General features: G+C 65.2%; 16 protein-coding genes and 1 tRNA gene. 7 read left to right on the forward strand and 10 right to left on the reverse strand.

Annotated elements, in window-relative coordinates:
* Nucleotides 1-20: 20 nt before the first annotated feature.
* The 9 genes from IPM73_12345 to IPM73_12385 form a co-directional block, all read right to left on the reverse strand.
* Nucleotides 21-506, reverse strand: a complete 486-nt coding sequence (locus IPM73_12345; GenBank protein ID MBK8918800.1) for an Lrp/AsnC family transcriptional regulator — start codon at nt 504-506, stop codon at nt 21-23.
* Complete coding sequence (locus IPM73_12350; GenBank protein ID MBK8918801.1) at nt 503-976, reverse strand: AsnC family transcriptional regulator; 474 nt, start codon at nt 974-976, stop codon at nt 503-505. Before IPM73_12350 ends, IPM73_12345 begins: the two co-directional genes overlap by 4 nt.
* Entirely contained in the window at nt 969-1,940 is a 972-nt protein-coding gene (locus tag IPM73_12355) for an Lrp/AsnC family transcriptional regulator (protein MBK8918802.1), read from the reverse strand. Before IPM73_12355 ends, IPM73_12350 begins: the two co-directional genes overlap by 8 nt.
* 2 nt (nt 1,941-1,942) lie before the next feature.
* Entirely contained in the window at nt 1,943-3,118 is a 1,176-nt protein-coding gene (locus IPM73_12360; protein ID MBK8918803.1) for a protein nirF, read from the reverse strand.
* Nucleotides 3,115-3,420 carry a cytochrome c gene (locus IPM73_12365; GenBank protein ID MBK8918804.1) on the reverse strand — a complete coding sequence of 102 codons (306 nt, stop codon included), beginning with the start codon at nt 3,418-3,420 and terminating at the stop codon, nt 3,115-3,117. Before IPM73_12365 ends, IPM73_12360 begins: the two co-directional genes overlap by 4 nt.
* A gap of 4 nt (nt 3,421-3,424) precedes the next feature.
* Nucleotides 3,425-3,754, reverse strand: coding sequence for a cupredoxin domain-containing protein (locus IPM73_12370; GenBank protein MBK8918805.1), 330 nt, complete (start codon nt 3,752-3,754; stop codon nt 3,425-3,427).
* 18 nt (nt 3,755-3,772) lie between these two features.
* A complete protein-coding gene (locus IPM73_12375) occupies nt 3,773-4,612 on the reverse strand; it encodes a hypothetical protein (GenBank protein ID MBK8918806.1) in 840 nt (279 codons plus the stop codon).
* A 46-nt stretch (nt 4,613-4,658) separates the two neighbouring features.
* Entirely contained in the window at nt 4,659-5,252 is a 594-nt protein-coding gene (locus IPM73_12380) for a NapC/NirT family cytochrome c (GenBank protein MBK8918807.1), read from the reverse strand.
* A gap of 98 nt (nt 5,253-5,350) precedes the next feature.
* On the reverse strand, nt 5,351-7,036 hold the full coding sequence (locus IPM73_12385) for a c-type cytochrome (GenBank protein ID MBK8918808.1): 1,686 nt from the start codon (nt 7,034-7,036) through the stop codon (nt 5,351-5,353).
* A 232-nt stretch (nt 7,037-7,268) separates the two neighbouring features.
* On the opposite strand from IPM73_12385, the gene cobA reads away from it, so the two are divergent.
* The 7 genes from cobA to queA all read left to right on the forward strand — a co-directional run bounded on the left by cobA (nt 7,269) and on the right by queA (nt 11,745).
* Entirely contained in the window at nt 7,269-8,069 is an 801-nt protein-coding gene (cobA, locus tag IPM73_12390) for a uroporphyrinogen-III C-methyltransferase (GenBank protein MBK8918809.1), read from the forward strand.
* Nucleotides 8,066-8,449, forward strand: coding sequence for a hypothetical protein (locus tag IPM73_12395; GenBank protein MBK8918810.1), 384 nt, complete (start codon nt 8,066-8,068; stop codon nt 8,447-8,449). The genes cobA and IPM73_12395 overlap by 4 nt, the downstream gene beginning before the upstream one ends.
* A gap of 63 nt (nt 8,450-8,512) precedes the next feature.
* Nucleotides 8,513-8,597: transfer RNA gene (locus tag IPM73_12400), tRNA-Leu, on the forward strand.
* A gap of 194 nt (nt 8,598-8,791) precedes the next feature.
* Nucleotides 8,792-9,538 carry a TerC family protein gene (locus IPM73_12405; protein ID MBK8918811.1) on the forward strand — a complete coding sequence of 249 codons (747 nt, stop codon included), beginning with the start codon at nt 8,792-8,794 and terminating at the stop codon, nt 9,536-9,538.
* Between the two features lie 13 nt (nt 9,539-9,551).
* Complete coding sequence (locus IPM73_12410; GenBank protein MBK8918812.1) at nt 9,552-9,986, forward strand: universal stress protein; 435 nt, start codon at nt 9,552-9,554, stop codon at nt 9,984-9,986.
* 192 nt (nt 9,987-10,178) lie between these two features.
* Complete coding sequence (locus IPM73_12415; protein MBK8918813.1) at nt 10,179-10,601, forward strand: hemerythrin family protein; 423 nt, start codon at nt 10,179-10,181, stop codon at nt 10,599-10,601.
* Between the two features lie 100 nt (nt 10,602-10,701).
* Nucleotides 10,702-11,745: a tRNA preQ1(34) S-adenosylmethionine ribosyltransferase-isomerase QueA gene (gene queA, locus IPM73_12420; GenBank protein MBK8918814.1), complete on the forward strand. Its 1,044-nt coding sequence runs from the start codon at nt 10,702-10,704 to the stop codon at nt 11,743-11,745.
* A gap of 19 nt (nt 11,746-11,764) precedes the next feature.
* On the opposite strand, the gene IPM73_12425 is transcribed toward queA, so the two are convergent.
* On the reverse strand, nt 11,765-12,148 hold the full coding sequence (locus IPM73_12425) for a hypothetical protein (GenBank protein ID MBK8918815.1): 384 nt from the start codon (nt 12,146-12,148) through the stop codon (nt 11,765-11,767).

Raw genomic sequence — 12,148 nt, forward strand, 5'->3', positions numbered from 1 at the left:
TCCGTACAAACACAGGACCACTACCCGATGCGCAATCCGCTCTTCTTGAGGATGCGGGTCGAGAAGAGCACGTCGCTGGCCCGGCAGGCATCGCCCAGGAGGGAGCGGATGGTTTCGGCCTTGGCCAGCACCTCTTCCCGGCTGCTGCCGTGGACCATGGCGAAGAGGTTGTAGGGCCAGGCCGGCAGGGCGCGGGGACGGCGGTAGCAGTGGGTGACGCAGTCCAACGCCCCCACCTGGCGGCCGAGTGGGTCGATGCGTTCGTCGGCCACGTCCCATACGGTCATGCCGTTGGCAGTCCAGCCGATGGCGTAGTGGTTAGGCACGGCGCCGATACGGCGGATGATGCCCGCCGTCATCATGGCCTGGAGACGGGCCATGACCTCCTCCGCCGGCAAGCCGACCTGATCGGCCACGGCGTGGTAGGGCCGGGGCACCAGGGGCAGGCCACCCTGGGTGGCGATGATGATGGCGCGGTCGGCGGGGTCGAATACGTATTCAGTCAAACCCGTGACTCCAGCTTCATTTCCACGAAGTATTCGGCTTCCTTGGGGAAGGCGTGGACCGGCAATCCAGTGGCCGCCTCAATCTTGGCGATGGCTGCGGGAATACCGTCCGGCGTTTCGGTGGCCAGCACGAACCACATGTTCAGGGCGTGTTCCCGGCGGTAGTTGTGGGCCACCTCGGGGAAGGCATTGACTGCTGCCGTAACCGCCTCGTAGCGCGCCTCCGGCACCGCCAGGGCCGCCAGGACGAAGGCGCCGCCGAGGCGCTCGATCTGCACCATGGGGCCGAAGCGGGTCAGCACCTTGGTGTCCAGCAGGCCTTGCAGGCGGGCGAGCAGTTCTTCTTCGCGGATACCCAGGGCTGCGGCGGCTTCGGCGTAGGGGGCCTCGCTGACGGGGAAGCCCCCCTGGAGGGTGTCGATGATGCGCCGGTCGATGGCATCGAGATCCACCGCCGGACGCTCACGCATAACGGGCGCCGTTCTGCTTGTAACGGGTCAGGGAAAAAAGCACGTCGTGGGCGCAGGCGTCCAGGCCGTGACGGCGGCGCAGGTCGGCGATGGTGGCTTCGACTTCGCCGCGCTCCCGGCCGTGGATCATGCAGAAGAGGTTGTAGGGCCAGTCGGGCAGCACCCGGGGGCGGCGGTAGCAGAGGGTCACCGCGGGCTCTTCGGCGAGGGCGCGGCCCAGTTCGCTCACCCGTTCGTCGGGGATGTCGTGGACCAGCATGCCATTGGCCGTGTAGCCCAGTTCCCGGTGGCGGACGACGACGCCGAAACGCTTGATGGCGCCGTTTTCCAGCCATTGTCCGATGCGCGAGAGCACTTCGCTCTCGGAGGCGCCGACGCGCTCGGCGATGAGGGCAAAGGGGCGGATGAAGAGGGGCAGGCCTTCCTGCAGCACGGACACCAGGCGGCGCTCGGCTTCGTCGATGGGGGCCTGGGGCTGGACCGGGCGCGCCTCGGCCTGACGCCGGGCAGGGGGCACCGCCTTGAGGGGGAAGCCCAGGTCGATATGGAATTCTTCCAGGAGCGGCAGGGCCAGCACCGGGTAACCGGCTGCTTTCTCGATGGCCCCCAGGGTGGCCTGGAGCCGCCCTTCACTGCCGGCGGTGACGACGAACCACAGGTTGTAGCGATTTTCCCGCTCGTAGTTGTGGTTCACCTCGGGGAAACGATTCACCGCCTGGGCCACGGCGTCCAGCTTTTCCGGCGGCACGGCCATGGCGGCCAGGGTGGAGGCACCGATACGCTTGGGGGCAAAGACGGCGCCGACCCGGGAAATCTTGCCTTCCCGGCGCAGGGTTTCGAGCCCACTCAGCACCGCCTTTTCCGCCACTCCCAGGCGCGCCGCCAGCTCGGCAAAGGGCGCCGGGCAGAGGGGGAATTCCCGCTGGAAGTCGTTGAGGAGGTGGAATTCGAGGGTGTCGTCCATGGTCATAAACCGGTGCGGTGGGCTCGCGAAGTGAAGAATATGCCTGAGGGGTTGTCGGCAGCAATTTCGCCCAGGGTCTTGAAGCTGGTGGTGTCGACGATGACCACCTTGTTGTCGTCCCGGGCCGAGAGCCAGACGGCTTCGCCGCGGGGCGCGAATTCCATGTGCAGGATGCCCTTGCCTGGCTCGAAGGTGTGGACCACCTTGCCGGCCAGGGTGTCGATGACGTCCACCTTGCCGTTGTCGGGGAAGGCGAAATTGACCCACACCTGGCGGCCGTCGGGTCGGGCCATGACGAAGACCGGCTGGCCGCGCACGGGGATGCGGGCGACTTCCTTCCAGGTCGTGGCGTCGACCACCAGCACCTCGTGGCGGCCGATGGCGGGCAGGTGGGCCTTGCCCTGGGCCACCGACCAGCCCCGCAGGTGAGGCATCTTGAATACTGGCAGCTTTTCCTGGCCGCGGCCGTAGTTTTCCAGAATCTTGCGGGCGCCCTTTTCCGGCTGCCAGAGGTCCACCAGGGCAACGCCGTCCTCGCCGAAGAGGCCGGCCAGGAAGTGGCGGCCGTCGGGCGTCACCAGGCCATCGTAGGGCTGGTTGCCGGCGGGAAAGCGCTGGGTGACGGGGCGGCGGGGATCGCTGAAGTCGCTGACCCAGATTTCGCCGCCCTCGAACAGGGCATAGGCGAACTTGTTGCCCGGAGCGTCGGCCAGGCCCACCACTTTCGAGAACTTGCCGGGAGCGTATTCGGCCGGCACTTCGGAGAGCAGTTCCAGGGTCTCCGCGTCGAAGGCCTTGATGCCGCCCGGGGTGTAGTTCTGGGCGACGACGATGCGGCCATCCTGGGAGATGGAACCGCCGATGGCGTTGCCGGACTGCATGACCCGCCTGACGATGCGGGCCTCCAGGAGGTCGATCTTGGTCAGGGCGCCGTCGCGGCCGAAGACGAAAGCGTAGCGGCCATCCCGGGAATAGACGGCGGAAGCGTGGGAGAGGTCGCCCAGGCCGCCGATGCGGGCGTAGGCGCTCTTGCTCGTGGTGTTGACCAGGGTGACGTGGCCGCTGGCCCGCTCGATGACGAGGCCAAGATCGCCGGTGCCGCGCAGTTGCGGGCCGGCGCAGGCGGCGAGAAAGGTGGCGGTCAGGAAGGCGAAAAAGAGTCGCACGGCGGGCCTCAACGGGGGAATTCAGTCATCAGTTTATCGACGATCCAGCGGGCCTCGGCCTCATTGACGAAGCGTTCCCAGGGCGGCATGGCGGTCCCCGGGCGGCCGAGCAGGATGGTGGCCACCAGGCCTTCCGCCGGTTTGTCCTTGAGGGCGGCCGGCAACAGGGGGGTGCCGAGGCCGCCCGCCAGGGTCATGCCGTGGCAGGAGCCGCAGTCCTGGCGCACCAGGCGCACCAGTTCCTTCTGGCGTTCGGCCGGCGGCTCGGCGGCATAGCCCGTGCCAGCCGTACCGGCCACGAGCAGGCAGGCCATCAATTTATTCGGATACAACGACGAGGCCCTTCATCTCCGGGTGGGGGCCACAAGTGTAGGGGTAGCTGCCCGCCTTGGGAAAGCTGCGCTGCCAGGTTTCTTCCGGAAAGATGCGCTCCGACTCCAGCCCGCCCTCGGCCGGAAAGAGGATGGAGTGGCTGGTGCGCTTTTCCTTGTTGATCCAGCGCACCGTATCGCCGATGCGGATCCTTACTTCGGCCGGGATGTAACTGTAGTTCTGGATTTCGACGGTCACCGTCTCGGCCGCCGCCGAAAGCGCAACGAGCGCCAGGATCACTGGCGCCCGCCGCAGGAGTTGCCTTCCGGTGTTCATGGCCGGAGGCGCAGAGGCTTACTGCTTGACCGCCTTCACATCGCCGTCGGCACCGATACCCAGGGAGTAGCCGAAGGAAATGTGGTGGAAGCGCCCAGCAGCGCCGTCAGCGTGGATGGCCACGCCGAAGGGAACGGCCTTGCCCTCGGCCATGGCAACGCCACCGGCAAGCTTGCGGGTGAAGGTGACGGTGTAGGTATCGCCGGCCTTGGCCCCATCGGCCTTGACGCCAGCGGTACCGCCTTCCATGTTGCGCTTGTCGGCCACGGTGCCATCGACGGCCTTGGCGCCCTTGCCGCTCTTCCACTGCATCAGGTCCATGGCGCCTTCCTTGACGTACTTGGTCTTCTTGTCGTCGGCGCCGGGCATGGTACGGGCGTCGGTGTGGCAAGTAGCCCAGCAGCCGACCTGGGCGCCCTGGGGCACCTTGTCGTTGGCGAACATGACCGTGGCCTTGACCTCGTTCTCCTTGTCCTGCGGATCCGCGGCGCCAGCCGGAGCCTTGAACGTCAGGCGGACATAGAGGTTGGTTGCGTCATAGGCGGCCTGCACACCCACCGGGAAAGTCATGGTCTTGGGCGCGCCCTTGGGTTCCAGTTCCTTGCTGGCCAGACGCTTGAGGTCGATGGACAGCTTGCCCTTTTCATCGTGGCAGCCGGCACAGGTCTCGCCCTTCTTGAGGCCGGACGAGCCGCTGTGGTCGGATTTCTTGGTCGCCCACTCGATGGGCGTCACGCCCGGGTGGAAGACTTCGATGTTCTTGGTGGGCACCTTGCCCCAGTCGGGCGCGGCAAAGGCCTGGGAGCCCATGGCGAGGAAGGCGCCGGCCACGGCCAGGGAAACAAGATTCTTGTGCATGGTGTTATCTCCGTTCTAAGAGTCGTTCGATCCGTGACGGCGACGATCACTCGTCTTCGTCATCTTCCTTCATGCCTTTCGGCTTCTTGTGGGCGATGCCCTTGTGGCAGTCGATACAGGTCTTTTTCTCGTCCTGGGCAATCTTGTGCATCTTGGAGGCCCGGGTTTTCTGCTTCTCGATGTTCATCCCCTCGAAGCTGTGGCAATTACGGCATTCGCGGGACTCAGCCTTCTTCATGCGCGCCCATTCGTGCTCTGCCAGCTCCAGGCGTTTGGCCTCGAACTTCTCCGGCGTATCGATGGTGCCCATGATCTTGCCATAGATTTCCTGGCTCGCCTGGATCTTGCGGGCCATCTTGTGCACCCAGTCCTTGGGCACGTGGCAGTCGGAACAGACCGCGCGCACGCCGGTGCGGTTGGAATAGTGGATGGTCTGCTTGTATTCCTGGTAGACCGTATCCCGCATCTCGTGGCAGGAAATGCAGAACTCCAGGGTGTTGGTCGCTTCCATGGCGGTGTTGAACCCCCCCCAGAAGACGATGCCGGAAAAGAAGCCGACGACCAGAAGGGTCAGCAGGGAATACTTGGCGCTGGGACGCTTGAGCGCCGCCCACAGACCCGCTTTGTTACCGTCTCCCATGATGGGATTCCTCCCGCGTTGTTGTGCGTTTTAGATGCCCGACAGGATAAGGGGGCTTGCGCCCCCCTCTCCTTGTGTTCGATCAAATTGCCGATCGATCAGTAGATGTCGTGTTGCGTGTTGTAGACGTTGAACTTGCCCGTCGGGGTGATCATCTTGGGATCGGTGATCACCTTCTTGAGCTTCAGGGTCGCGTCGTCATACACCACGATGGCGGACTGGTCGGTCTTGCCACCCCACAGGGAGATCCACACTTCCTTGCCGTCAGCGGAGTATTCCGGATGCACGGCACGCTTGGTCGCCTTGGTGGCGGGCAGGCCGGAGTCCTTTGCCACGTTCAGGATGGCCTTGGGCTTGGACAGATCGGCCATGTCCCAAACGGCGACGGATTCAGCCAGATCCTTGTCCGGGTTCTGCGGCGCGTCAGCCCAGAAGTGCTTGGACTTGGGATGGGTCTTGACGAACAGGTTGCCCGGCACGTGCTTCATTTCCTGCACGACCTTCCAGTTGTACTGCTTGTACTTGGCGTACTTGGGATTGTCGGACGGCGTGGAGATGAGGGTCACCACGTCGGCACCCAGGTGACCGGTCGCCCAGACGGGACCGAACTGGGGATGGACGAAGTTGGCGCCCCGGCCCGGGTGCGGGATCTTGGCGGTGCTGATCAGGGCGGCCAGCTTGCCGGTCTTGGTATCCACCGCTGCGATCTTGTTGGAAGCGTTGGCCGCCACCAGGAAGTAGCGCTTGGAGGCATCCCAGCCGCCGTCGTGCAGGAACTTGGCGGATTCGATGGTCGTCGTCTTGAGGTTCTTGATGTCGGAGTAATCGACCAGCAGGATCTGACCGGTTTCCTTGATGTTGACCACCCATTCCGGCTTGATTTCGGAAGAGACGATGGAGGCGACGCGGGGTTCCGGATGGTATTCGCCATCGACGGTCATGCCGCGGGTGGAAACGACCTTGAGGGGCTTCAGGGTGTCGCCATCCATGATCACGTACTGGGGCGGCCAGTAGGAGCCGGCGATGGCGTACTTGTCGTCGTAACCCTTGAACTTGGAAGTATCGACCGAGCGGGCGTCGAAACCGACCTTCAGTTCGGCGACCACGGCGGGCTTTTCCATCCACAGGTCGATGAGGCTCAGGCGACCGTCGCGACCGATCACGTAAACATAGCGGCCAGACTTGGAGAGGCGGGAGATGTGCACCGCGTAGCCGGTCTTGACGATGGAGCGGATCTCCTTGGTGTCGCCATCGATGAGGGCCACTTCGCCGGTATCACGCAGGGTGACGGAGAACATGTTCTTCAGGTTGAAGTTGTTCATCTGCTTCTTGGGACGCTGATCCACCGGAACGATGACCTTCCAGGAATCCATGGTGTCCTTGAAGCTGTACTCGGGCGGCACATCCGGGGTGTTCTGGATGTACTTGGCCATCAGGGCCAGCTCGTCCTTGGTCAGGATGTCGTCGAAGTTCACCATGCCGCCGTCGGTACCGTAGCCGATGATCTTTTCCAGACGCTGCTGGCCGAGCTTCAGGGTGCCGCCTTCGGTAACGTTGCCGTCCTTGTCCTTCTTGGTCCAATGCGGTTCCAGGTTCTTGCCGGTGGCGCCCTTGCGCAGCACGCCGTGGCAACCGGCACAACGCTCGAAGTAAATCTTCTTGGCCTTTTCCTTCTCGTCGGGAGTCATCGACAGGGCGTCGTTGCTGGCCGTCTGCGCGAAGGCGGAGCCCATCGCTACGGTCATCGCAGACAGCGCCAATACCCCCATGAAGCTCTTTCTCATCTTCCTCTCCTTTGAATGAATAGAACCGCGTGAAATCCCCTTACGCGATGGCCGGTAGGTTGAACCTCCCCGCACAGGGCTTCCTTGATTTTCATCAATCCAACCCAAAAGCCTTTCCATCGCCAAATCAGGGCCTTACCCCACCTTTCGAACTACAGTAACTAGCCCTTTGGTACTAGGAAAGCTCCAGCGCTTGCCCCGGCTATTGGCAGGATTGGGCAGGGGCATTAGGATGGCCGGCCTGGAAAACGGTGCGGAAAAAACGATGAGCAGAAGCACGATGGCGGGGGGAAAGGTCTGGCTGGTGGGGTCGGGCCCCGGGGATCCGGAACTGCTGACGGTCAAGGCCGCCCGCCTGATCGCTGCCGCCGACGCCCTGGTGTACGACCATCTGGTGGGCGAGGGCATCATCGATCTGGCCCGGCCCGAAGCGCGCCGCATCTACGCCGGCAAGGAAGCGTCCAACCACACCCTGCCCCAGGATGCCATCAATGAACTCCTGGTCTGCCTCGCCCGGGAAGGTCTGGCCGTCGTACGGTTGAAGGGGGGCGACCCCTTCATCTTCGGCCGCGGCGGCGAGGAACTGGAAACCCTGGCTGCGTCGGGTATCCCCTTCGAGGTGGTGCCCGGCGTCACGGCGGCCGCGGGCTGCGCGGCCTACTCGGGTTTTCCGCTCACCCACCGGGAGCATGCCCAGGCCGTCGTCTTCGTCACCGGCCACCTCAAGGACGGGACGGTGAATCTGGACTGGCCCGCCCTGGCCCGCCCGAAGCAGACCGTCGTGTTCTACATGGGCATCGGCGCCGCGGGGGAAATCTGCCGCCACATGATGGCCCACGGGCTCCCGGATACCACGCCGGCGGCGGTGGTACGCTGCGGCACCCTGCCCGGCCAGCAGACCCTGCTCGCCACCCTGGGCACCCTGGCCGACCGCATCGTCGCCTCGGGCATCCGCCCACCGGCGCTGATCGTGGTCGGCAGCGTGGTGGAACTTCACCAACGCCTGAGCTGGTTCGAGCCCGGGCCGCAGTGAAATCTGCGCTCTTCCTGGCGCTGGGCCTGGTCGCCGGGCCAGCGCTGGCCTACTCCGGCACGGAGATGCTGGCCGACTGCCAGGCCGCCGAGAGTTTTTTCGCCGAGAAGAAAAGCAGCGATCCCTACCAGTCCATTCGTGGCGCCCGCTGCCTCGCTTATATTTCCGGCTTTGCCGACGGGTATGGCGTTGCCGACTTCCTGGCCGGCAAGGTCGGCGTTCAGCTCAACGCCCTCTGCCTGCCCGGTGAAGACGACCGTCAGTACCGCCTGCTGCGGGCGGTCGTCGCCCACCTGGAGAAGCAGCCGCCCGGCACCGACGCCGACCCACGCACCCTGGTCGCGGGCGCCCTGTCCAAGGCCTTCGCCTGCGCCCCGTGACCGCGCCGCGCCGCTTCCCAGTTGTGGGCAGACCGCCGATTGGGTGATAATCCGCCCTCCTCGGCCGAGGTGGCGGAATCGGTAGACGCAGCGGATTCAAAATCCGCCGCCGCAAGGTGTAAGGGTTCGAGTCCCTTCCTCGGCACCACGCTGGTCCCTGCCCTGCGGGCGGTGCACCGGGGATCGAAAGGCAGCCACGCCGCCGCATGACGCGGAGGTCCTCCCGGGCCCGACTCCATGCCCGCCCACCCCGCTCCTCCACGCCGGGCCTGAGACTCCGGGCGAATTCACCTTACCCCCGCAGAGCTTTCCCGCCTTCCAACGACTTCTCGCACTGCGATCATGGATTTCCTCGGCCTCGATACCGCCTTCCTCCTTGCCGTCGCGCAGATCGTCATGATCGACATCCTCCTGGGAGGGGACAACGCGGTGGTCATCGCCCTGGCCTGCCGCCGCCTGCCCGAAGCCCAGCGCAGCAAAGCCATATTCTGGGGCGTCGCCGGAGCCATCGGCATCCGCATCGTGCTCATCTTCTTTGCCCTGCAACTCCTGGCCCTGCCCTACCTGAAAGTGGTCGGCGCGGTGCTCCTCCTCTGGATAGGCATCAAGCTCCTGTTGCCTGAGGATGACGATGAGCACGGCTCGGTCGCGGCCGGTGAAAGCCTCTTCGCAGCGGTCAGGACAGTCATGCTGGCCGACGTGGTCATGAGTCTGGACAACGTCATCGCCGTGGCGGGAGCCGCCAAGGGCGACATCGGGCTGGTGGTCTTCGGCATTCTCATCAGCATCCCCATCGTCGTCTGGGGAAGCCGCTTCGTGCTGCGCCTCATGGATCGTTTCCCGGTGGTCATCACCCTGGGGGGCGCCCTCCTGGGCTGGATCGCCGGCGAAATGGCAATCACCGACCGGGCCATCGTCGGACATTTCTTCGCCGAGGGGATGGCGGCGGCCTACAAGTACGCTGCCGCCGCGACCGGTGCGGCCTTGGTGATCCTGGTCGGCAAATGGCTCGCCGCCCGCCAGGCGCGCAGCGCAGCACCCCTGGAAATCGAACTCGACACCGGGCCCTCCACCGACAGCCGTTCCTGAGAAGAGAATCGCCATGCACACCATCCTGCTCGCCGTGGACGGGAGCCCCGGCAGCCTCGGCGCCGCCGACCATGTCGTACGCCTGCTGCAGACGGGCCTGAAGGCCGAGATCCATGTGCTCAACGTGCAGATCCCGGTCGATTCCGGCCACGTGCGTCTCTTCGTCGAAACCGAGCGCATCGAGGCTTACCATCGGGAAGAGGGGCTGGCGGCCCTGGCGCCGGCATGCCAGGTGCTCGCTACGGCTGGCCTCGCCTATCACCGCCATCTGGCCGTGGGGCATGTGGCCGATACCATCGCCCATTACGCGGAGAAACTTCCGGCTGACCAGATCGTCCTCGGTTCGAAGCGAGGCGAGTCCCTGCGCCACATGCTTCTCGGCTCCATCGCCCACGACGTCGCGGAACGCACCCGCGTGCCCGTGACTTTCGCGCCGGCCCGGGGCTGAGACCCCGTGAAAATTCCATTCACCCCCGCTCGCCGTGCCCCCCTGCGAACGCGGGAAAGAACGCAGGATTTCTCCCCCGCGACGGACGAAAACGCACCATTCTTGTGCGGGCATCAAGGACAAGTCTGGGGAACTGTTTTAGAATCGGCCCCTATCCACCACCTTGGTCATAGCCTCCCCAAAGGCACCATCATGGAAAAACTGGTCTGGGAGAACCGCTTCAGCGTCGGTGTTCCCGAATTCGACGAGCAACATCGCAAGTTGGCCGACCTCATCAATGAGCTGGTCGATTGTCTCGGCCAGCCGGCCCATAGCGAAGCCGTGGCAGACGTGCTGCACGCGCTGTCGGAGTACGCCAGCACCCATTTCGAGGCCGAGGAGACTCTGCTGCAACACCTGGCGTACCCGGAACTCGAAGAGCAATGGAAGGACCACACCGAATTTTGTGAGACCGTGGCCAACGCCTGCTACGACGCGAGTTGCAATACCGCCGACCTGCCGGCGCTGCTCGCCTACCTGACCCACTGGTGGACCGACCACATCCTCCGCCTCGACATGCGCTACCGGCCCTTTGTCGCCGCACGCCTCGGGCAGCCCGCCCGTCCCGGAGCCTGAGCCCCCCTCTGCTACAATGCGCGGCCTTCTCCGGCCCGCCCGCTCCGGCTTTTCCCTTGGCTTTTCCCTTGGTTTTTCCCTTTTCTTCCGGGTGTCGCCCATGTCCTTGAGCGTCGAGGACTTCGATTTCCCCCTGCCCCCCGAGCTGATTGCCCAGCATCCGGCGGCAGAGCGCCGCGGCAGCCGGCTCCTGCACGTGCGCGACAAGGCGCTGGACGATCTGCGCTTCACCGCTATCCTCGACCTGATCGCGCCTGGCGACCTCCTGGTCTTCAACGACACCAAGGTCATCAAGGCCCGGCTCTACGGCGAAAAGCCCAGCGGCGGCAAGGTGGAGGTCATGCTGGAACGCATCGTCGACGCCCGCCATGCCGTGGCCCAGGTCCGTGCCAGCAAGGCGCCCAGACCGGGCAGCCGCTTGCGCCTCGCCGACGCCTTCGAGGTCGAAGTCACCGGCCGCGCCGGGGCCAAGGAAGAGTTCTTCGCACTGGAACTGGTGGACACCGGAGACCTCTGGCAATTGGCGGAACGCCATGGCCACCTGCCCCTGCCGCCCTACATCACCCACGCGGCCGAGGGTGACGACGAAACCCGTTACCAGACGGTCTATGCCCGGGAACCCGGGGCTGTCGCTGCCCCCACCGCCGGCCTGCACTTCGACGAATCACTGCTCGCCGAGTTGCGCCGGCGCGGCGTCGGCACAGCCTTTCTGACCCTGCACGTGGGCGCCGGCACCTTCAAGCCGGTGCGGGTCGAGAAAATCGCCGAGCACCGCATGCACAGTGAGCGTTTCGACATTCCCGACGCCACCGCCGCGGCCATCGCCGCCACCCGCGCCGCCGGCGGACGGATCGTCGCCGTCGGCACCACCAGCCTGCGCGCCCTGGAATCCGCCGCCGCCGAAGACGGCACGGTGCGGGCCGGCGCCGCCGAGACCGACATCTTCATCACCCCGGGCTACCGTTTCCGGGGGGTGGATAGGCTCATCACCAATTTCCACCTGCCCCGGTCGACGCTGCTCATGCTCGTTTCCGCCTTCGCAGGCTACGACACCATCCGCGCCGCCTACGCCCACGCCGTCGCCCAGGGCTATCGCTTCTTCAGCTACGGCGACGCCATGCTGCTGGAGCCGGCCGGTCGCTGAGGCGGCCGGCGATCCGCCTTCAGCGCATCACCGCCCGCCCCTGCAGCGGCTTTTTGCCCGGCCACTGCAGCGTGACCAGCAGCTTGGCGCCACTGGCGATGCTGCCCTGTCCTTCGAGCCGGTCGCCGCCGACAGGCTTCAGTTCGACCTCGCTGCGGTCGGCGCCGGACAGCACGGTCAGCTTGGCGCTGGCACCGCTGACGTCGACCGGGTTGCCGTGATTGCTGACATGGACCGTAACCCTGCCATCCTTGCCGACGATTTCGAACTGCACCTCGCCGGCCTCGGCCACGACGCCGCCAAACTGCGGCTTGCCGTGTTCGGCATGGGCGTGGGCAGGGGCCATCGGCAGATTCAGCGCGCACAGCGCCAATGCTACGGTCAGAGTGTTTTTCAGGCGCAT

This window comes from Betaproteobacteria bacterium (genome assembly GCA_016720065.1).
Lineage (GTDB): Bacteria > Pseudomonadota > Gammaproteobacteria > Burkholderiales > Rhodocyclaceae > SSSZ01.